At 49.7% G+C, this 19701-nt stretch carries 17 protein-coding genes and 1 riboswitch; of the genes, 10 read left to right on the top strand and 7 right to left on the bottom strand.

The features are described from left to right. The first annotated feature begins 135 nt into the window (after window positions 1-135). The 4 genes from CS562_RS27585 (at window position 136) to CS562_RS27570 (ending at window position 6143) form a co-directional block, all read left to right on the top strand. Window positions 136-3339: a DEAD/DEAH box helicase gene (locus CS562_RS27585; protein WP_076290568.1), complete on the top strand. Its 3204-nt coding sequence runs from the start codon at window positions 136-138 to the stop codon at window positions 3337-3339. A gap of 52 nt (window positions 3340-3391) precedes the next feature. After that, a complete protein-coding gene (locus tag CS562_RS27580) occupies window positions 3392-4216 on the top strand; it encodes a hypothetical protein (RefSeq protein ID WP_099858803.1) in 825 nt (274 codons plus the stop codon). A 316-nt stretch (window positions 4217-4532) separates the two neighbouring features. Beyond that, window positions 4533-5504 (top strand): M15 family metallopeptidase, encoded by a 972-nt coding sequence (locus CS562_RS27575; protein ID WP_099858802.1) that lies wholly within the window; start codon window positions 4533-4535, stop codon window positions 5502-5504. 222 nt (window positions 5505-5726) lie between these two features. After that, window positions 5727-6143 carry a RidA family protein gene (locus CS562_RS27570; RefSeq protein ID WP_099858801.1) on the top strand — a complete coding sequence of 139 codons (417 nt, stop codon included), beginning with the start codon at window positions 5727-5729 and terminating at the stop codon, window positions 6141-6143. A gap of 163 nt (window positions 6144-6306) precedes the next feature. Here the strand turns inward: CS562_RS27570 and CS562_RS27565 are convergent, their stop codons facing one another. Then, window positions 6307-7380, bottom strand: coding sequence for a copper amine oxidase N-terminal domain-containing protein (locus tag CS562_RS27565; protein ID WP_076290564.1), 1074 nt, complete (start codon window positions 7378-7380; stop codon window positions 6307-6309). A 283-nt stretch (window positions 7381-7663) separates the two neighbouring features. Between CS562_RS27565 and CS562_RS27560 the strand changes: the two genes are divergently transcribed. Continuing rightward, on the top strand, window positions 7664-8140 hold the full coding sequence (locus tag CS562_RS27560; protein WP_076290563.1) for a GNAT family N-acetyltransferase: 477 nt from the start codon (window positions 7664-7666) through the stop codon (window positions 8138-8140). A 38-nt stretch (window positions 8141-8178) separates the two neighbouring features. After that, window positions 8179-9249 carry a Gfo/Idh/MocA family protein gene (locus CS562_RS27555; protein WP_099858800.1) on the top strand — a complete coding sequence of 357 codons (1071 nt, stop codon included), beginning with the start codon at window positions 8179-8181 and terminating at the stop codon, window positions 9247-9249. 115 nt (window positions 9250-9364) lie between these two features. Here CS562_RS27555 and CS562_RS27550 read toward each other — a convergent pair whose 3' ends face one another. The 4 genes from CS562_RS27550 to CS562_RS27535 form a co-directional block, all read right to left on the bottom strand. Then, the gene (locus CS562_RS27550) at window positions 9365-10405 is read right to left on the bottom strand and encodes a zinc-binding alcohol dehydrogenase family protein (protein ID WP_306555253.1); all 1041 of its coding nucleotides are present in this window, start codon (window positions 10403-10405) and stop codon (window positions 9365-9367) included. Window positions 10406-10609: 204 nt separating this feature from the next. Continuing rightward, a complete protein-coding gene (locus CS562_RS27545; RefSeq protein WP_099858799.1) occupies window positions 10610-10978 on the bottom strand; it encodes a hypothetical protein in 369 nt (122 codons plus the stop codon). Between the two features lie 96 nt (window positions 10979-11074). Next, window positions 11075-11392 carry a hypothetical protein gene (locus CS562_RS27540; RefSeq protein WP_099858798.1) on the bottom strand — a complete coding sequence of 106 codons (318 nt, stop codon included), beginning with the start codon at window positions 11390-11392 and terminating at the stop codon, window positions 11075-11077. A gap of 354 nt (window positions 11393-11746) precedes the next feature. Continuing rightward, a complete protein-coding gene (locus CS562_RS27535) occupies window positions 11747-14404 on the bottom strand; it encodes a UvrD-helicase domain-containing protein (RefSeq protein ID WP_099858797.1) in 2658 nt (885 codons plus the stop codon). A 349-nt stretch (window positions 14405-14753) separates the two neighbouring features. On the opposite strand from CS562_RS27535, the gene CS562_RS27530 reads away from it, so the two are divergent. Both CS562_RS27530 and CS562_RS27525 read left to right on the top strand, forming a co-directional pair. Continuing rightward, window positions 14754-15545, top strand: a complete 792-nt coding sequence (locus CS562_RS27530) for a zinc ribbon domain-containing protein (RefSeq protein ID WP_076290558.1) — start codon at window positions 14754-14756, stop codon at window positions 15543-15545. Window positions 15546-15613: 68 nt separating this feature from the next. Next, the gene (locus CS562_RS27525) at window positions 15614-16405 is read left to right on the top strand and encodes a TrmB family transcriptional regulator (protein ID WP_076290557.1); all 792 of its coding nucleotides are present in this window, start codon (window positions 15614-15616) and stop codon (window positions 16403-16405) included. Between the two features lie 194 nt (window positions 16406-16599). On the opposite strand, the gene CS562_RS27520 is transcribed toward CS562_RS27525, so the two are convergent. Beyond that, entirely contained in the window at window positions 16600-17283 is a 684-nt protein-coding gene (locus CS562_RS27520) for an NUDIX hydrolase (RefSeq protein ID WP_099858796.1), read from the bottom strand. A gap of 79 nt (window positions 17284-17362) precedes the next feature. On the opposite strand from CS562_RS27520, the gene CS562_RS27515 reads away from it, so the two are divergent. Then, window positions 17363-17665 (top strand): hypothetical protein, encoded by a 303-nt coding sequence (locus CS562_RS27515; protein ID WP_076290555.1) that lies wholly within the window; start codon window positions 17363-17365, stop codon window positions 17663-17665. A 283-nt stretch (window positions 17666-17948) separates the two neighbouring features. On the opposite strand, the gene mscL is transcribed toward CS562_RS27515, so the two are convergent. Further along, a complete protein-coding gene (mscL, locus tag CS562_RS27510) occupies window positions 17949-18443 on the bottom strand; it encodes a large conductance mechanosensitive channel protein MscL (RefSeq protein WP_099858795.1) in 495 nt (164 codons plus the stop codon). Between the two features lie 269 nt (window positions 18444-18712). Continuing rightward, window positions 18713-18812: riboswitch (purine riboswitch) on the top strand. Window positions 18813-19112: 300 nt separating this feature from the next. Between mscL and CS562_RS27505 the strand changes: the two genes are divergently transcribed. Beyond that, window positions 19113-19700 carry a xanthine phosphoribosyltransferase gene (locus CS562_RS27505; protein ID WP_099858794.1) on the top strand — a complete coding sequence of 196 codons (588 nt, stop codon included), beginning with the start codon at window positions 19113-19115 and terminating at the stop codon, window positions 19698-19700. The last annotated feature ends 1 nt before the right edge of the window (window position 19701 follow it).

Genomic DNA, 19701 nt, shown 5'->3' with positions numbered 1-19701 from the left:
CATAATATAGTATGAAGTGGTTTGAAGATGGTTTTTCGAAGTAATGTAGCACTTTTTATCCGTAAAAGTTTTTAAATCCGAGCATTTTCGTATATGATGGAGAGTAACAATGCGAAGGGATGACGGGAGACTGTAATGATGCAATCGCTGTATGGAGTATGGCTTGGTGACGTATTTTTTTGTTTTTCCGGTGAAACATCGGAACCACGTGTGGATGCGTGGAGCCACGTGGTACGGAAGCTGAATTTTGGCGACGGGGGTCGTCTGTTTCAGCCTGCCGCTCTGCGTCTTGCGGAGCTTCGTTGGCCCAATCCGATGCGTAATGCCGCGGAAGCGAAGGGTACGAAGCGACGTCAATTGCTCGGACGGACGTTGGAAGGGCTCGCAATCTCGCCCAAAGATACATTCAAGCTGCTGCTCCATTGGGACGACAGTATATTGAATGCGGCAGGAATTCAGGCCGGAGAAGAGATTCGATACTGGGTAAAAGCAGCACAGTTTACACAGGAACTGCTGCTGCGCGGAGAATTTGCTCCGTCCGCTGAGTTTGCGGCCAAGACGGGGGCGCGTCGTCGCACCGGACAGGAAACGTTGACAGGCGTATGGCGTCCACGTCTGTTGCAGGAAGCAGATGTAGAACGATTCCGGGAGTTGGCGGAATCTATGCCGCCGATCGGATTGTCTGCTCCCGGAGCATACGCATCTTCTGAACCGGAATCACGGGAGGAAGCGGGAGCGGCCGTATTATTTTCATTTATGAGCGGAATGATCCATGCGGTTGTTACGGGTGAGATGGAAAGCATGGACAGTGAGCTGTCTCGTTACCGCACGCCATTTCGGCGTGGGTCTTCTCCGGTAGCAGAGCTGTGGTGGAACAGTCTGATCTCGATGTTTCGCCCGGTGACGGTGCAGGGACCTACAGAGGAAATGGCAGAACTCATTGGAACACTGCAAGAAGCTGGCGGTACTGCGAAACCCGTGGTAGGCAGTGAAGAAACGGCTCCCACGGAAGGTGAGTTGAAACTGGTACTGCGGCTGGAACCGCCCCTTGGTGATCATGAATCATTGTGGGGGATTACATTCTGGGCAGACAGTGTGCAGGAATCTGGCCTGAGATTGCCTGCACGCACGATCTGGGCTCATCCGGAACGAGATCTGGACCGAGGCAAAGTACGTTATATTTCAGCTGCAGAACAGCTCCTGATGGCGCTGGGGCATGCATCAGAACTGGCACCGGAGCTGGAAACGGCGCTTCTTCATGCACGACCGGAAGGAATGAAACTGGAACAGCAAGCCTTTTTTGAATTTTTGACCTACGCTGTGCCTCGTCTGCAGAAGGCGGGCGTAACCGTGTTAATGCCTTCCCGCTGGAGCCGTGCAGGGAAACGCCGCGCTGGACTACGTCTGCAGATGCTCAATCGGGGAATAGAAAGACCGGTTGGGGCCCCTTCTTCACTGGGTATGGAGCAGCTGGTTGCCTTTAAGGCAGAACCGATGCTGGACGGCAAACCGGTTACGGCGGAGGAGCTGGCTGCGCTTGCAGAAGCAACGGTACCTTATGTGATGTTCCGCGGCGAATGGATTGAAGTGGATACAAAAGAGATTCGTCAGGTACTGCGTTATATGAAAAAAGAAGAAGAACAATATATGCCACTCTCCGAATGGCTGCATCTGGCAGCTGAAGAAGGCGAAGATACCGCTTGGAAGGGGCTTTCCGTCTTTGGTGCGGAATCCGAGGGGCTGCTGTCCTTTTTGCTCGACGGACAGGTGCTCCGCAGTATTGAGCCTCGGCAGGTTCCGGCAGAGCTGCATGGCGAGTTGAGACCCTATCAAGAGCGGGGGTACCAATGGTTATCCGCCATGCGTGAGCTTGGTTTCGGAGTATGTCTTGCCGATGATATGGGGCTGGGGAAAACGATACAGGTTATTACCTGCCTGCTGGACTTGAAACATGAGGAACAGCAAGCTGCCGCGGAGGAAGCACGTGAGCACGAAGCGTTTATGAGGATGGAAGAAGAGTCTGCGAACGGTGAACAGCCGCACGTGCATGATGCGCATCTGCCTGCACTTATTGTGTGCCCTACCTCGCTGCTTGGGAACTGGCAGCGTGAGCTGAAGCGGTTTGCCCCGAATCTGTCGTTATATATTCATCATGGCGGACAACGGTTGCACGGCAATGCCTTCCAGTCAGAAGCACAGTCTCATGATATTGTGCTGACGACCTATCATCTGGCTGGCCGGGATGGCCCGGATCTGGCTTCGTTGCACTGGTCTACCGTTGTGCTGGATGAGGCGCAATATATTAAAAATTACCGCACAAAGCAAGCGCAAAGCGTCATGCGTCTGTCTACGCCGCATCGCATTGCGATGACGGGTACGCCAGTGGAGAATCGACTAAGCGAGCTGTGGTCCATTTTCCAATTCCTTAATCCGGGGTATCTGGGTACGGCTTCTTCATTCCGCCAGCGCTATACCGGACTGGGCCCATCCGAAGAAAATGCAGCTTCTTTGCGCGAGCTTCATCGGCTTGTATCGCCCTTTATGCTGCGCAGGCTGAAAAGTGATCCGGATATCCGCAAGGATCTGCCGGAGAAGCTGGAACTGAAATCCTATTGTTCCCTGACACCAGAGCAGACCGTTCTGTATCAGCGGGTGGTGGATGATCTGATGGGCGGATTGGATGGACGAAACGGTATCGCCCGTAAGGGGATTGTGTTGTCATCACTGACCAAGCTGAAGCAAATCTGTGATCATCCGGTGCTGGCGGACAGCAGCCGGAAGGAACATGGTAAAGCTGAGGCATCCGGCAAAATGGAACGTCTTCTGGAATTGGTGGATGCGATCCGTGACAATGGGGAGTCTGCGCTGATTTTCACTCAGTATGTGGCGATGGGGGAACTGCTCGTATCCAGGCTTACACAGCGGTATGAGGAAGAACCGTATTTCCTGCATGGTGGTGTTTCGAAGTCACAAAGGGATGATATGGTGGAAACCTTCCAAAAAGGGGAGGGCCCATCCTTGTTCGTCCTGTCTCTTCGTGCCGGGGGTGTAGGCCTGAATCTGACGCGTGCCAGTCATGTCGTTCACTACGATCGGTGGTGGAATCCTGCGGTGGAGAATCAGGCAACAGACCGGGTATTCCGAATTGGGCAGAATCGAAACGTACAGGTGCATAAGCTGATCTGTCAGGGTACCCTGGAGGAACGGATTGATGAGCTGATTGAGAGTAAAAAGGCGCTTTCTGAGCAGGTGGTCGGTTCCGGTGAGAACTGGTTGACCGAGATGTCGGATGATGAGCTGCGCGGTCTGATCTCGCTTCAGGGCGAGACATGGCTGTAGGTTGCGAGATAAATAGTACATGCAAAATATAGTGACAGGAAGGGGGAGTGTTGTGAGCGAAAAATGGAATGTAGAGCTGCATATGTCCCCCGGTGGATGGACAGCAGAAGTAAGTGCGGCTGCTGATGCAGACAAAGAGGTATTAGCTGCCGCAGGCAAGACCGAATCAGCCGAAGCCGAAGGCTTGTTCACGGTAACAGGCACGCTGCATCAGCTCAGTGAAGCTGAACGCGAGGCTGTGCTGGCACAGCTGCGCAAGCGTCCGCTGGCGCTGTACGCGCTGCTGCGCGGCGGCCCTGCCCCGGCGGAGCTCGACGGGCTGCTGCCGCAGCATGCGCCAAGCGAGGCCGTGCCGGGCAAAGCCGTTGGCAGCTCGCTGAGCGCGGGCGGCGCAGCGACGTGCACCTGCGGCCGCCCGGGCTGCGCGCATGCCTCGGCCGCTGAGCGCGCCGTTGCCGCGCGCTTCGCGGCCGAGCCGCTACTGCAGCTGGCGCACGCCGGCCTGCCGCGCGAAGCGCTGCTCGCCGGCGTGCTGGGATCATGGGCGGAGGAACTCGCCCATGATCCCAGCGGCCCCGGCCGCGCAGCCGAAACGACCGGCCGCCCGCAGGCGCGGGGCGGCGAAGGCGGCGCAGCCGTCGGCGAGTGGATCGCCGAGGCAGCCGCGGACGGCGCCATGCACCAGCCGGGGCCTGGTTTTGGCGCCGTGAAGGTGCGGCTGGCGCAGCCGGGGAAACCCCCGGCAACGCCGGAACTGGCGGCGCTGCTGCCAGGCGTGCCTGCCACCGCAGGGCTGGCATTGATCCGCGAGCGCGTAGCTGCGCGGATGTGGGAGGCTGTCCAAAAGAAGAAGAAGGACAGCCCGGCGACCAAATGATGCACCATTCGGAGCGGGGGAGATCTCAGATCATCCCCGCTTGTTTGTGATGTGCATCGGCGAATTTCTTTTATCCAACATGGATATATACATTTCTAATTCGCTTCTAAGGCGTTGAACCTGGAATAGGGCTCTAAAAGTCCAAAAAACGACCGTACAAGCTGTACACCCGGCATATCTTTAGAGTGACCTCCTCTCAAGGAGGTCTTTACCGGTGGAGCTTCGCTGCAATTTAAGGTATACTGTCGCAGGGGAAGACAAGCCCTGATGCACGAATACTACAATCATTATTACAATATGCGATAGGAGTTTTTACATGAAATTACGTACAGGACGACAGCGCCAAGTTGCGGTTATGCTGTCCTCACTTATGATATGCGGAGCTTTGTTATCCGCTTGCCAGGACGGTTCGGGCTCAGAGGAGAACCAGAATCTGAACGCAGCAGGAAGCGCACAACAAGAGTCGGACGGTACCACGGTTCATTTGACTGAGGATACTGGCAAGGATGGCAACAACACAGGTGGGGATGACAGCTCATCTTCTGACAATAACAATGAAGGTACGGACAGTGGTTCCGGCAATGCTTCAACTGGGGGAGAGGGTTCTACTGACGCAGGCAATGGAGCCACAGCAGAGGATCCCCTGATGGAGAAACGCAGCATTAGCGCGCTGCAAACGACGATTGATGCACAAGCGGTAGTGACCAATTCAGAAGCGATGACCGTGATCGTTAACAAACAGCGCAGCTTGCCAGAAGGATACGAGCCGGATGATCTGGTGGAGCCTAACGTACCGTTTTCCTTCGACGGGCCGCATGAAAAGCGCCATATGCGCAAGGAAGCTGCCGAGGCGTTGGAGAAGCTTTTTGCCGGTGCCAAAGCAGACGACATTGAGCTTCGTGCGGTATCTGGATATCGTTCTTATCAGCGTCAGGTTTCGATCTATAACAACAATGTCAAAACCAAAGGTAAAGAATACACGGATCGTGTAAGCTCTGTGCCAGGCCACAGTGAACATCAGACCGGACTAGCGATTGACGTTTCCAGTCCAAGTGTAGGCAATGCCATAGAAGAGGTATTTGGCACATCGAAAGAAGGCCAGTGGTTGGCTGAGCATGCAGCGGAATATGGGTTCATCATCCGTTATCCACAAGGTGAGGAAGCGATAACCGGCTATGTGTACGAGCCATGGCATATTCGTTATGTCGGCACTGATCTGGCTCCTGATGTTGTGAAAAGTGGACTGACACTTGAAGAATACTTTGATGAGGCTAATATCAAGCTTTAAGCCTGGTTCTTCATCTTTTGATTGAGGACTAGGATCTCAATTTCATAGAGCCCCTGAATGATTCACCCGTGTCCAAGGCACGGGAGATCACTTCAGGGGCTTTTTGGTTTGAGCTAAATTCAGTTATATCCTATTTTGTTTGCTTGTTCAGCAGGTCGGCAGGCTGATATAATTCATGTTTAATCAGGAGTTCAAATCACATTTAAAGCGAGGGAAAGCAGAATGAACAGACAGCAGGTGTTTACCGGTTCTCCATGGGAGCCGCTTGTAGGATATTGCCGTGCCATTCGTGTTGGCAACCGAATTGAGGTTGCGGGTACTACGGCCATGCAGGACGGTGTTGTGGTTGGAGCAGGTGATCCATATGCACAGACGAGATTTATTTTGCAGACCATCGAAAATGCACTGAAAGAATTAGGAGCAGACATGTCTCATATCGTGAGAACCCGCATGTTTGTTACCGACATTTCCCGGTGGGAAGAAGTGGGAAAGGCTCATGGTGAATTTTTTGGTCAGATCCAGCCTGTCGCCACGATGGTAGAGGTTAGTGCACTCATTGATCCTTTGCTGATGGTGGAGATTGAGGCAGAAGCAATTGTTGAAGCACAAGCTGAGGTTGATGCCGAAATAACGGAATAGAACTGTTATATACATATAGACAAAATGCAGTATAGAGAAATAACCTTACCCCGACCTCCATGAAGGAGGGAGCGTGGGATAAGGTTAATTCTGCATTGATATAGTGAGATCTAGCTCTACTGACCTCTACGCATAAATAAGGCTAGCCTTATTTTCTGGCAGCTTATTTTGCTTCAGGTTGATCGGCTGGTGTTTCAATTACTACTTTCCAAGCCGTTCCGATTGGAGGCAAGCTGCGAGTCAGGACCGGGCTATAGAAACCAATCACTTTGGCCCCTTTGGTCAGTTCCTCTGGTTTGATCGTTTCCCCTTGATGATTCACCAGTTCTGTATCTTTGCTAATGTTAAGGATAACATGGTCAGGTGCTGTCTCTGTCAGGCGGGAGCCGGAGATCTCGATCTGAGTACCATTATTTTCTGTTGTTTTTACATTTTCAATCGTGCCTGCTGTACCCAAAACTTCTTTAGGTTGTGCTTCGGATTCCGAAGCAGCAGTATCCAGTACAGTGACTTTATAAGTCGGTGTTTGAGGCGGTAAACTGAGGGTTGCAATCTCTGAGTGCTCAGCTTCCACGTTCATGCCAATGGTCAGATCAGTAAGCTTGATATCTTTGCCATCCGCGGATTTGAACACGGTATCTTCACCAACATTAAGAACGATACCATCTGTACCTGCACCGCCGATATGGATGGATTGATACTTGCCTTCACTGTTAATTCCCGTAATGACCCCACGCTCAGTAACGGTTTTCACTTCCTCTTCACTGGAGATGGTTACTTGGTTACCTGTTGTATTCACTTGTGCGTGCAGTACTTTATCTGCAAAAGAAGCGGGTACAAACAGTGTGCCATTTGTGATCTCAGGCGCTGTTCCCAGCTTAAGCAGCATTTTATTAACTGAATACTGGTCTTTGCCTGTGGTAACAATTGTCCAGAGGGTACCCTTTGTCAGCTCAGCAGATTTGTTTTCCTTGTTCCATTTCAGTTCAATGCCAAGAGCTTCTGTGAGATCACGCAGTGCGATCATGGGTTCTTGACCATCCTTGTTCCAATAACCGTCAGTCATCGGTGCACCGTTCACAGATACTTTTACGGCTTCAGTTCCTTTGCTATCGGCTGATACGGAAGTTGAATTGACGGGCTGAATGCTGTCCAGGTTTGCTGCGTATGCGGCTCCCCCGCCCAGGGCCAAGGACAGGACCATCAGGGCGCTAACTTTTTTCATGTTGTTGTTCATCGTTGATTTCATCCCTTCTCATCTTGGTTATGACGCGGTAAACTCCTATTAAGGCCACGTTCCAAACTTATAGACGGGACAACTTCGTCCAGTGTTGCACTTTGAGGTAAATAATGTGAGCTGCATGTTAGTCTATTATTTGAAAAACAGACCACATTGCCGGTTATAAGAAGCAGGATGCGGTTAAGGATCAATGAGTGGAGAACGTGTGATTCAGACTTTGAATTAACCCTGGATTACATGGGGGTGTGGTACGTCAAAATATGAGGAGGGGGGCAATCATATGAGTGATATGTTGGTTGCGCTTTACCATTTGCCAGAGCAAGAGAGTGGACTGAAAAAGTTAGAAGAGTCCTCCATTGTTATCCGAAGAGCAATCGCACCAGAGAAGCAGGTTGTGCTGGATTGGGTGAGATCCCATTTTAGCCAGCCCTGGGTGGATGAGTGTGATGTAGCTTTTGCACGTCAACCTGTGACTTGTTATATTGCGCTTGAGCATGGGAAAATGATTGGTTTCGCTTGTTATGAAGCAACGTGTCGTAATTTCTTTGGTCCAACGGGTGTTAGTCAGGAGGCACGGGGCAAAGGTGTCGGCACAGCGCTGTTGTTGGCCTGTATGCATGCCATGAAGACAGATGGTTACGCTTACGCGATTATTGGATCGGCGGGACCTGTGGATTTCTATGCTCAGACCCTGGGGGCCGTGAAGATCGAAAATTCAACACCAGGGATTTACAAAGGCATGCTCCGGGCAGACTAGACGATATTCATGTTCTGGAAAAGGAAGGGAGGAAGAAGATGACCACAAGCAAAATGCTACATATCGGCATGATTGGCACAGGCTCCATTTCGGATCTTCATATGAGGTGTTATGCCAAGAACGAGAATGCCGTTATTTACGCCATCTGTGACTTGAACGAACAGCGTGCAGCCGCGGCTGCAGAGAAGTATGATGCACAATCCGTGTACACCGATTATCGCGAGATGCTGAAGGATCCGCATGTGGATGCCGTTAGTATCTGTACGTGGAATAATACGCATGCCGAGTTTGCTATCGCTGCCCTTGAGGCAGGTAAACATGTGCTGCTGGAAAAACCGGTAGCAACCAATGTGGAAGATGCGCTGCGGATTGAAGATGCTGTGAAGAAAAGCGGATGTACTTTTGTCGTGGGCTTTGTGCGTCGGTATGACAACAATATGCAGATGATGCGCAGTTTCATTGATGCGGGTGAGTTTGGTGAATTGTATTATGCCAAAGCTTCTATCCTGCGTCGCTTGGGAAATCCGGGAGGCTGGTTTGCGGACAAAAACCGTTCTGGCGGTGGTCCGCTCATTGATCTTGGCGTACATATTATCGACCAATGCTGGTATCTGATGGGCAAACCGAAACCTGTTTCGGTGAGTGGAAATACGTATCGTAAACTGGGCAATCGTGCCCATATCGAGCATCTTTCTTTTTACAAAGCCGCAGATTACAGTTCTGCTGTCAACAATGTGGAGGATATGGCGAATGCGCTGATCCGCTTCGAGAATGGGGCTTCTTTGGCGGTAGATGTGAGCTTTACCCTGCATGCACGTGGGGAAGAATCTTCAGTCAGATTGTACGGTGAGCGTGGTGGAATTGAGCTGGAGCCGGAAACACTAATCGTCACTGAGAAACACAATACGATCTTGAACATTGAACCTCAGACAGACTATAAAGGCCTCGATATTCACGGTGCCTTCCAAAATCAGATTGATCACTTTGTAGATTGTTGTATAAATGGTACAGAGCCCATCAGTCCCATTGCGGATGGTGTGGCTTCGACTCGGATGCTGAGCGGAATTTACGAGTCAGCCGAAAAGGGTCAGGAGATTCGTCTGGACTGATATAGAAATTGAATTTAACTTGGTATTAAAGGGTGTTGTTTCTCCGTCTTATCATTGGAGAGACAACACCTTTTGGTTAATTTATTGATCATGATCAGACAAAACGGATGTATGTTTACTTTTCAAACCCTTCCAACACGATTTTACCAATTGCAGTGCCCGATTTGCTCTTTCGGTAGGCTTCCAGCAAGTTAGCTGCATTAATTGGTTCAATCCGCTCTGCTATCGTTGTATGAATCTTGCCCGCATCCACCAGATCTGCGATTTCATTAAGTAGAAGATGTTGTTCAATCATATCATCTGTCTGGAACATTGGGCGGGTGAACATCATTTCCCAAACGAGCGTTACGCTTTTTGAGAATAACTTTTGAAGTTCGGGTGGTTTTTCGAAGGGCAAAATGGAGCAAATTTTCCCCTGCGGCAAAATAACTTCTGCCATCTCATCCATATGCTCATCTATATGATTTAGCACGAAAATATAATGTACACCAGCGAGTCCGAGATCTTTAAGTTGTGGTCCAAATGGTTGACGATGGTTGATCACATGTTCTGCTCCGTTTGATTTTACCCAAGAGACAGATTCGGGACGAGAGGCAGTTGCTATGACTTTAAGTCCAGCGAGCTTGGCTAATTGAGTAGCAATCGATCCGACGCCTCCCGCTGCCCCGATAATAAGCATGCTTTTACCCTCATTATCCGATGTATTTCTGGAAATGCCCAAGCGTTCATAAAAAGCTTCTCCTGCCGTAAGGCTTGTCAGAGGTAAAGCTGCCGCCTGGGCGAAATCCAGATTTTTCGGCTTTCTGCCGACCATTCGTTCATCCACTAAATGAAACTCACTGTGTCCGCCTGGGCGCATATTGCTCCCCGCATAATACACTTCGTCACCAACGTTGAACAAATTGCAATCGGAGCCGATGTCCACTACTATTCCCGCTACATCACGACCAGGCACGGTCAGGGATAAATCGTCCGGATGTTTGGAAAGATGAGATCTCCAATCCGTCGGATTAACAGATACCGCCTTCACCGCAACGAGTAAATCATTTCCTGTAGGTTGGGGTTTCTCAACTTCTACCTCCTGAAATGGTGGTATGTCGGTCTCTAGCCCAGGCTCGTAATATCCGAACGCTTTCATCATGATTGGATTTCCCATCGCTATAGTTATCCTCCTCGCAGAAATAAGTTATATATAAAATATATAGTATAATATTAAAAATAAACAGTAGTATCATTTTTGGTTTATAGTATCAATAATGATACTAATGGGACCGAATTGTAAAAAAATAAAGACTCCCGTTACTCCTGAAACAGGTCATTGGCCTGGATTCATCGGAGAGGAAGTCTTTATGATAAGGGTTCATTTATTCAGCGGTGAGTTCTCATACCCCGGATCATCATAATCCGTATCTTGCAGCCGTGAAAGTACATTCATGCTCTCAATCGCCTGCCGGGTATCCGAAGTGCCATGGTCGTAAAGAAACGTGTACAGCAATGTCATGCCATCGGAGAATTGTTCTGTTGCTTCGTCATGATCCGCCGATTTGTAGGGTACCGGGGCCCGTTGCAATGTATAGGCATCTTCATCCTCCAGCACTTTCATCAGGTCTTTTAGCCGATTTAGCTGTTCTTCGTCCACCATGACTTCAAAGGGTGTTGATTCGTTCTTGGTCTGTTCAATGAGATTATGGGTTACCGATACATAGTAATGCTTTTTGCCGTCCTGCATAATCCAACCTCCATTCTAAAATGGAAAAAAGACGCTTCTACTGTTAATAAACAGCAGGAAGCGTCCTGAAACGAATGGCAATCGTTCATCTTCGTCTTACTCATCAAGGTGCTCGGTTACAACCGACCATCCATTGCCTCTTCCATCTAAACGACCTTGCTCAAAAAAATCAATTCCATTAACTGTGATACTCACTGCAACCATTTCCGGTTCATTTTCTACGGGATCTACAACAATAAATCCTTTGTTCAATAAATATGTGATCGTTCTCTGTCTCTCTATGTGTGCATCCGGATAGAATCTTTTTTTGGGGACGATACAAGCTGGATTTTCAGTAAACCATATCGTATACAGTTCTTCTAATATGTCGAATCTTTCTTGTATCCGCTCTTTAATTACAGCTTCCAGTTCCATAACTCACCTCTTCTAATTTGAGCAAAGGAGCTATCTCGAAAGGGATGCTCCTCTCGCTCCAAGCGTTAACGAACCTACCGCATACTAAAAGGCTAATTCTCAAAGATTACATATTTTAACGAACTCCAGTGACCTTATTTATGCATCAAAAGGCTTTAGGAACTAGAACTGGCCAAAATAGATGAAATAAGGTCTCAGTGATTCGTTACACCTCAGCTCTAAGCAAATGGAAGCAAATAGCGTGTGCTAGTTTTGTTAGGCAAAAAACAAGAGCTGCCAACCTGCCTACACTCATGACTTACGGGACAGCTCTTCCTCTGAACGTCATATAATGTGCATTGGTATACTTGCTTGTTACCTTCCGAACCGCCCAGTTACGGGAACCTTCCGGGTGCTGGCCTCCATGGTGCCTGAACAAAGCGGACAGGGCGGAGGACCAGAGGTCGCCTTTTTAGATGACTTGGCAGAAGCACCATCCGGTTTCTGGCGCAGCCACGCTTTGCAGGTGGAAGAACTGCACTTCCAGATTGCTACGGTCTCTGTACGTTCTGCACCTGAAGAGTGCAACCCCGAGCTGCTGGAGGACGAAGCGGTCTGACTTATACCCGTGGTGCTGAACGCCGTGTGATTGCGAATTACCCCGCTGCCGCGCCGTTCACTGAGACGATCCTCGTCGCGTTCATCGAGTACTTCAAAATCACGCTGATCACTTTGACGGATTGCGCTGCGCTGATCTGCACCACGCTGAACTGGACTCACTGCATCCCGTCCCTGCGGCCGTGAACCTGAACGGGCGTATGATGCATTTCCATTTCTACTCTCATTGCCGTTAGCTTTACCATTCGTGTTCCCGTTACTCTTCCAGTTGCTGCTACCGCTGCCATATGACGCGTGATTACCAGTCGGTCCATCCTCGCGTTTTTTGCGTTTATCTGGTACCTCCATGCCGAAGGCCTCCAGTAGAAAGCGGGAGACGTCTGCTGGCTTACCGTGATGACTGGCGGGAGAAGTGACGTATAAGTACTGTTTGGCTCGTGTGATTGCGACATAGGCGAGTCGTCGCTCTTCTTCCAAAGCCATGTCCAGTTCGGCATCCGTCTGCTGCACCGTAAGAGCAGCCTTCTGGTCTTCAGGGATATCCTGCCGCAGTGCCGTGCTGTGAGGTACGATTCCTTCGCTGGCGCCGATCCAGTATACACATGGGAATTCAAGTCCCTTGGCCCGGTGAATCGTCATCAGTTGGACTGCATCGCTGTCCTGTGAACGGCGCAGTGATTCCATCTCGCGGTGTCTGCGGGAGAGTTCATCGGCAAATTGGATGAACTCTTCAACGGTTTCGAATTTTTTGGCGGCAGCTTCGAATTCGTCCAGTGTCTCCAGCATCGTTTCCTTATAATGGGTAAAGATGCTTGGATCACCGCTTTCCATATATTTGTCGTAAAACTGGCGGCGCATCTCCTGGATCGCGATCACCGGTTTCAGCTTCGTCAGTGATTTGATCAGCTTGATGCGTTCCTTGACCTGCTCCTGTTGAAAAGGCTTTAGCTTGTCCCATTTGGCCAGATGAATGAGCGGATATTTCTTCGCTTGCTGCTCTTCACTGCGTTGAATCCACTCCAGTCCGGCATCGCGGGAAACATAGAGAGGCCCAAGCGCACTCGGCAGAGCATCTACAGCACGTGGATTTAGGGACAACCGCATATGATCCATTAAAGGTCGAATCAATGACTGGTCATAGAAGACCGGGGAAGCACCATGTTGTACAAACGGCACATCTTTCAACACAAGCTGCTCAAATATAGCCCGACTGCTACTGGCTGTCCGATGCAGGATCGCAATATCCCGATACGTATGAAGACCTTCCTCGACTTGCTGACACAACTGATTAACAACCCAAGCTGCTTCTTCCTCGGCATTGGAGGGGGTTGCGAACCGGGGCGCATCTCCACGATGTCCGGCTGCGCGCAGCCGCTTGTCACGTCTTCGTTTGTTCCGGGCGACCAATTCACTGCCCAGTCCCAGGATACGCGCATCGCTGCGGTAGTTGATATCCAGCGTCACGATGCGTGCACCGGGGTAAACTTTATCGAATTCCAAAATGGATTCCTGCCGTGCCCCATTAAACGTATAGATCGTCTGGTCATCGTCTCCCACAACCATCAGGTTGCGGTGGGCGGCAGCCAGTTTTTGTACAATTTCATATTGCAGACTGTTCGTATCCTGGAACTCATCGACCATGATGTACTGAAAACGCTGCTGAAGCGGACCCAGTACAGCAGGATCACGAAGCAGAGCGGCAGCTCGCAGCAAAATATCATCAAAATCCATTTTGTTGCGATCCCGCTTCCAGGCTTCATAACCAAGGAGAACACGTTTGGCATCTCGTTCCTCCTGTGATTTTTCGGGAAGATCGCTCGTCTCTGAGCCTTGCATTTTCCAAGCGGACAACATAGCCAACAGACTCTCAGGCTGAAAAGCCTCACTCATGCCATTCTGACGCAGGAGCATCTTGAGCACGGTATGCTGCGCACGGGACTCACCAAAAATCTCCTCCTGCACGCCGTAATGACGCAGCAGCGTCAACGCGAACGAGTGGAATGTACGGGCCTGCACCGCTCGTGCGGCTGCGGGACGAATGCCAGGCAGCGATGCGATGCGGTCTTTCATCTCAGTGGCAGCTTTGTTCGTGAACGTCACCAGCAGTATGCTTCCCGCGTGAGCACCACTAACCTCCATCAGGTAGCCGGCTCGTGCAGCCAGTACAGTTGTTTTGCCGCAGCCAGCTCCTGCGAGAGTCAACAGGGGGCCTTTGCCGTGGCGTACCGCTGAGATCTGGGGTCCGTTCAGACGGATGCCCACCTCTTCCAGAGAGCGGAAATAAGGAGCATCCCGTTCATCGCTGGCAACGAGCTGCCTACTGGTCTCCAGCGGAGCTGAAGGGGATTGGGGCAGGGATGCTGCCGGGGTAACCCCAAGCGGACGGGGGTAAAACGTTGAGTTCGGACTTAACATCATTCATCCACCTCTATATGCATTCAGGGATAGGACTATCCCGGCTTAAAAGTAATTCATTTGCCCTTTTCACAATCGCATTGTAAATTGGTATGATAGGGATAACCGCCCAAGTAGGCGGATCAGTAGGGCCAAAGCTTCATTATACCCGAACGTATGGTCCTGACGAAAGCCCCCGAATTCATCCAGCATCGGCAGAAAACGGGCATTCACGCGAGATTTCGCAACTTTTTGGCATGATATCGTATAAGTTATATACTATAAAAAAAATCAAATGAAAATGAGTTTTGGAACAAATGGGTGTTGAATCAAAAGGTTCAACTTCTGACGGGACAGAGGAGGAGATGTCATGAAACTGCTTCAGCGGATTAAGAACGGAGCAAACAAAGCAACAGAGCGTGCCCAGCACGCCGTTGAAATCGGAAAAATAAATAATCAGATTGTGGGCTTGCAGCAGGAACAGGAAGTCCATTTTACAGATATGGGTCGTATCTTCTATGAAGGTTATCGCGCACAGGACATGACGCGTGCCGAAAAAGAGATGGTGGATCTATCAGGGCTGTGCGATGAATTGCAGGATGAGATCGATGGACTGCGCAACAAGATTGCACAACTCAAAAATGAGCGCTTATGCGAGTGTGGACATGTCGCTTCACTGGATGCCAACTTCTGTCCGAAATGCGGACGCAAGTTGGGTGAATTCAAACCCGCAGCAGCATCTGTAGGGGCGACAAACCCTGCGAGACAGGAAGCAGCCGTGGCCCAAAGCCCGGAGCGACCAATCTATGATGCACCAGTTGAAGAGGAACTGGAGGAAGCTGAGCCGTATCACACGGTAATTCCGTCCATTGCGGACCTGGAGACCGAATCCGAGTATAACAGTACGGAATTTACCCAAGAGGAAAAGGAAGCCTTCGATGCCGAGTGGGAACGCCGTCGGGATGAAGAAATGCAACGAGAGCGCGAGCGCCAGCAGGAGCTGGATGAGCGCATTCGATACTGGAAAGAAAATAATCCGATCGTGAACACGGTGGACGTACAGACCGAAGTGCCACGCGAAATGGTGAATTGTCAGATTTGTGCAGCAGAGCTGCCTAAAGGTTCGAAATGGTGCCCACGCTGCGGAGCAGAACAGATCTGATGCAGTAGACGCGCTGCCGAATCATTGTGTGGCAGCGCTGGTTGCTTACAGCATGGGGGGACGGGAATATGGACCAACTGCTGCATCATTTGCGTCATCTGGGGTTTACCGAGATGGAATCTAAAATAATGGTGGAACTCGCTCGTCAAGGCTCGGCCTCGGGATATGAGGTTGCGAAAAGGCTGGGTGTGTCCCGTTCCAATGTATATGCCACCCTGCAACGGTTGGAACAGCGGGGATTCCTGCGTTGCAGCGCAGGCGAGCCTGCGAAATACAGTGTCTTGAAGCCTGAGGAAATGACAAGCATGATCTCCGGTCAGATGCGTGCATCTCTTGAATATGTGCAGAGCAGTATGCCGCAGCATGAGCCGGAGAAGCCGGTCTTTTACAACATTGAAGGCGACAAAAATGTATTTGAGAATCTAAGCCGTGAACTGGCTGAGGCCAAACATGAGATTGTGGTGGACGTGTGGCGTGAGGAAGCGGAGTTGTTGCGTGCCGACTTGCAGCGTGCCGAAGACCGAGGCGTGCGCCTGTTATGGTCATGTGATGGTGGAGAGGGTATTATGGATCAGCCCGCTCCTTGGCCTGGTTTGCCTTCATACGGGGCAGGTAATGGCCGAAAGTTCTCTTTAGTGGTAGATCGTCGTTGGTGTATGTTAGGGATGCGCGGGGAGTCTTGTGCCACTCAAGCGATGGTAACAGAACATCCGGTTATGACCGGACTGCTGCTGAATCATTTTGCTCAGGAATTGGTGTTGTATGAACTGGAGCAGGACATGGGAGAGGAACTGGAGTCTCGATACGGGCCTCGATACCAAAACCTCTCGGCACGTTATTGGTCCGTACCTTCAGAGTGAGTATGAACTCCAAAATACATGCTTAAAGGAAGCAGGCGTTGCCATGAGGCAGACGCCTCTTCATGCTAGTTAACAGAAGCAGTGATGTTCATCACAGCAAATGTTCCCTGTTGAGCTAATGTAATAGGGTATGAATTCATGCTATTTTTGAGAAAATGAAGCTATGAACGTAACTTTATCATAGGCAAAATTGGTTAGTTTTTGGGCAAGTGAACTAACGCTTCAAGTACATCGATATAATATTCCGTACCGTGTGGCACGAACTCGGCTGCTCTAATCTCACGCAAATGACGTGTTTGAACGGGAAGAGGAACAGAGTTTCGATTTGCCTGATCCACCTGATCGGACGCTGACTGCACGGCTTGAACTCCTGCGGCTTGAATCACATGGGTTTCGCCACGGAACAAGGCAATCAGGTCATCCAAGGGTACTTCGTATAGGCTGTCGACTTCGCTTGCCTGCAAGGTATAGGCTTCGAGAGACTGGTTCAAGCACAGTCCAAAGACAGAGCTGAATTCCCGATCGATAAAAGGTACACCGTGAACCTGCCCTTCAAGTTGCTGTCTTGCCGTCAACAGGTAGGTCAGCGTTTCAAAAGGCGCTTGAACGCCCAGTTCTTCCTCAAGCTCACGACTGGCTTCATGCAGCTGTTCTCCGGCTGTGAGATGCCCTGCTGCGGTAATGTCGTAACATCCGGGGAAGGTATCCTTGATATCCCGTCTTCGCTGAAATAGAACCAACCGCTGTGAACCTTCGTCCCGCACGATCCAGCAGTGGAATGAACGGTGCCAGAATCCCTCGGCATGGACCACGCTGCGCAGCTCTGTACCTATCCAATTTTGCTGATCGTCGTAAATGTCGAAACGTTCTGGGGTCATGATACGTATCTCCTTATATAGCAAGTTTTAAAGTTCAAAATTTCACAAAGTGTGTTTTAAACGAAAGGGGAACCATCTTATGGAATGCATTGTACACTTTCAGGTCATTTATCCGCAACCTCAGGAACGTAAAAGTCTTAGAGGTCTTATATTTGTTGGACAGGGTCAGGAACCGGCGAATAGCCAGCTAACAACGATGTTTAAGGATATGGGATTCAACGTACGTCTGGAAGACGAGAGCCAATTGTTGTTTAAACCTGTGGATGCTTCGATGAATTTTGATTATATCCGGGTAACAGAGCTCGATACCGGGGAAGAGGTTTATAAGGAAGATCGGGATTTAAAGTCGATTTTGGAGCACTTGTTGCCGCGTCGATTCTAGTTTGTAAGCATAGTGAGCGTAAGATAATAATGACAGTAGAGCAACATACCTGCTTGTGAGATAAAGAAAGGCCCCACCTTTACGGTGAGACCTTTCATGTGGGAGTCGATTTGATTCCACCCGCCCCCGTGCGGGATTGCAACAACACGGATGAAGAAGTATTGCTGACAGATCAAGCAGGAGTTTTTTTTACATAAAGTTTTAATAAAAATGTACCTCTACTGACCTCTATATAGAGTTTGGGTACACTTTAAATTCTGATGAACTTGAAACATGGAATCGATTAAGCTGTTGCGCCGTTACCTTCTGCTTCCAGCTCTGAAGTACAGTGCGAACAGCGAGTAGCCGCAGCCGGAATTTCGGACAGACAGTATTTGCAAGCCTTGGTCGTTTTTTGCGGCTCGGGCTTTTTGTGTTCCTTGCTTTTAATGTAATTGATACCCTTCACCAACATGAAAATACAGAAAGCAACGATGAGAAAATCAATCATCACGTTGATGAACTGCCCATATGCAATCACCGTAGCGCCAGCCTCATTGGCTTGAGCGAGTGTTGTGATCTCCTGCCCGCTGGCAGTACGCATATCCCGATCCAGATTAATGATTTTTTGACTGAAATCAATGCCTCCAAGCAGTTTACCTACAGGTGGCATGATAATGTCATTCACGAGGGACGTGACAATTTTACCAAAAGCAGCCCCGATAATGACACCGACTGCCAAATCGATGACGTTGCCACGTACAGCAAATTCTTTAAATTCCTTTAATACGCCTTTCATGTCTGCAAATCTCCTTTACCCAATAAATTCATAATACAGGCGGCGTTTCCATCGATTCTCCGTTCGGACACGCGCTTCCGTTCTCATATTGTACATAAAAAAACCGCAGCAATCATCCCTTTAATGCAAATTAAGACAAGTTTCCGCAACTTCCATGAAAATACTTCTTTATTTCACGCCGCCGATTCGGTATACTTCTAACATTATCAGTTCGCTCATACTTTTACATTCAGGTTCGCGATCATACATTGTAACGAATCATGGAGCTCTAAAAATTTAATATGCCGACTCGTATATGTGCAGGAATAGGCCTGCATGTTTCTACCCGATCACCGGAATGATCGGACTACGGGAAAGATCCTGCAACGTTGTTAAGGTATGGAGAGAGATGATTCTCGGGCAGTGTGTCTGAAAAAGGATGTTCAGGTAGCTTCATATCCCTTCTTGAATAGGGAGTTTGAGGTTTGCTCTAGTTATCCTGTTATCATGCTCTTCCACTTCATTATACTTGCAGTATCCATACGGCTTGTCCACATATGTACAAGTCCGTCTTTTCCCGTCTCCGGTTCTTCCGCAGCGTGTAAAAAGGCGGGCTTTTTGTTTTTTTACAGCGGGGATCGAGGTCATGCAGGCTTCTGTACGGGAAGGCACACAGGGGGAAGAATTACGATGCAATTGTTAAAAGAAAAGGTAATACAGGAAGGCATTGTCCTGTCCGAGCAGGTACTCAAAGTGGATTCATTCCTGAACCACCAGATGGACCCGGTTCTGATGAAGGAAGTCGGTAAGGAGTTCATCCGCCGTTTTGAAGGGGAGAACATTACACGTGTACTGACGATTGAATCCTCAGGGATCGCACCAGGCATCATGACTGCGCTGGAACTCAACGTGCCGCTTATTTTTGCACGGAAGCAGAAGTCACTTACACTTACGGAAGACATTCTGGTTGAGAAAGTGTACTCCTTTACGAAGCAGGAGACCAATGAAATTACAGTTGCGAAGAAGTTCATGCAGCCTGGTGACCGTGTACTGATCATTGATGATTTTCTGGCCAATGGCGAGGCAGCATTTGGTCTGGCCCGCATTGTGGAGCAAGTAGGTGCTGAAGTAGTTGGTATTGGCATCGTGATTGAAAAGGCGTTCCAACCAGGAGGCCGCTTGCTGAAAGAAGCAGGATACCGTGTGGAATCGCTGGTTCGCATCGGGGCGTTATCAGACGGACAAGTTACGTTTGCGGACGAGGAGGTCACGATCTAAT

Origin of the sequence: Paenibacillus sp. LK1 (assembly GCF_002750415.1) — a bacterium.
GTDB lineage: Bacteria > Bacillota > Bacilli > Paenibacillales > Paenibacillaceae > Paenibacillus > Paenibacillus taichungensis.
This window is presented reverse-complemented; position numbering and strand designations above follow the sequence as displayed.

What these genes read in the sequence shown, in the direction of transcription:
- CS562_RS27585 (WP_076290568.1), top strand. Translation starts at nt 136, where the DNA reads ATGATGCAATCGCTGTATGGAGTATGGCTTGGTGACGTATTTTTTTGT.
- CS562_RS27575 (WP_099858802.1), top strand. Translation starts at nt 4,533, where the DNA reads ATGAAATTACGTACAGGACGACAGCGCCAAGTTGCGGTTATGCTGTCC.
- CS562_RS27570 (WP_099858801.1), top strand. Translation starts at nt 5,727, where the DNA reads ATGAACAGACAGCAGGTGTTTACCGGTTCTCCATGGGAGCCGCTTGTA.
- CS562_RS27565 (WP_076290564.1), bottom strand. Translation starts at nt 7,380, where the DNA reads ATGAACAACAACATGAAAAAAGTTAGCGCCCTGATGGTCCTGTCCTTG.
- CS562_RS27560 (WP_076290563.1), top strand. Translation starts at nt 7,664, where the DNA reads ATGAGTGATATGTTGGTTGCGCTTTACCATTTGCCAGAGCAAGAGAGT.
- CS562_RS27555 (WP_099858800.1), top strand. Translation starts at nt 8,179, where the DNA reads ATGACCACAAGCAAAATGCTACATATCGGCATGATTGGCACAGGCTCC.
- CS562_RS27550 (WP_306555253.1), bottom strand. Translation starts at nt 10,405, where the DNA reads ATGGGAAATCCAATCATGATGAAAGCGTTCGGATATTACGAGCCTGGG.
- CS562_RS27545 (WP_099858799.1), bottom strand. Translation starts at nt 10,978, where the DNA reads ATGCAGGACGGCAAAAAGCATTACTATGTATCGGTAACCCATAATCTC.
- CS562_RS27540 (WP_099858798.1), bottom strand. Translation starts at nt 11,392, where the DNA reads ATGGAACTGGAAGCTGTAATTAAAGAGCGGATACAAGAAAGATTCGAC.
- CS562_RS27535 (WP_099858797.1), bottom strand. Translation starts at nt 14,404, where the DNA reads ATGTTAAGTCCGAACTCAACGTTTTACCCCCGTCCGCTTGGGGTTACC.
- CS562_RS27530 (WP_076290558.1), top strand. Translation starts at nt 14,754, where the DNA reads ATGAAACTGCTTCAGCGGATTAAGAACGGAGCAAACAAAGCAACAGAG.
- CS562_RS27525 (WP_076290557.1), top strand. Translation starts at nt 15,614, where the DNA reads ATGGACCAACTGCTGCATCATTTGCGTCATCTGGGGTTTACCGAGATG.
- CS562_RS27520 (WP_099858796.1), bottom strand. Translation starts at nt 17,283, where the DNA reads ATGACCCCAGAACGTTTCGACATTTACGACGATCAGCAAAATTGGATA.
- CS562_RS27515 (WP_076290555.1), top strand. Translation starts at nt 17,363, where the DNA reads ATGGAATGCATTGTACACTTTCAGGTCATTTATCCGCAACCTCAGGAA.
- mscL (WP_099858795.1), bottom strand. Translation starts at nt 18,443, where the DNA reads ATGAAAGGCGTATTAAAGGAATTTAAAGAATTTGCTGTACGTGGCAAC.
- CS562_RS27505 (WP_099858794.1), top strand. Translation starts at nt 19,113, where the DNA reads ATGCAATTGTTAAAAGAAAAGGTAATACAGGAAGGCATTGTCCTGTCC.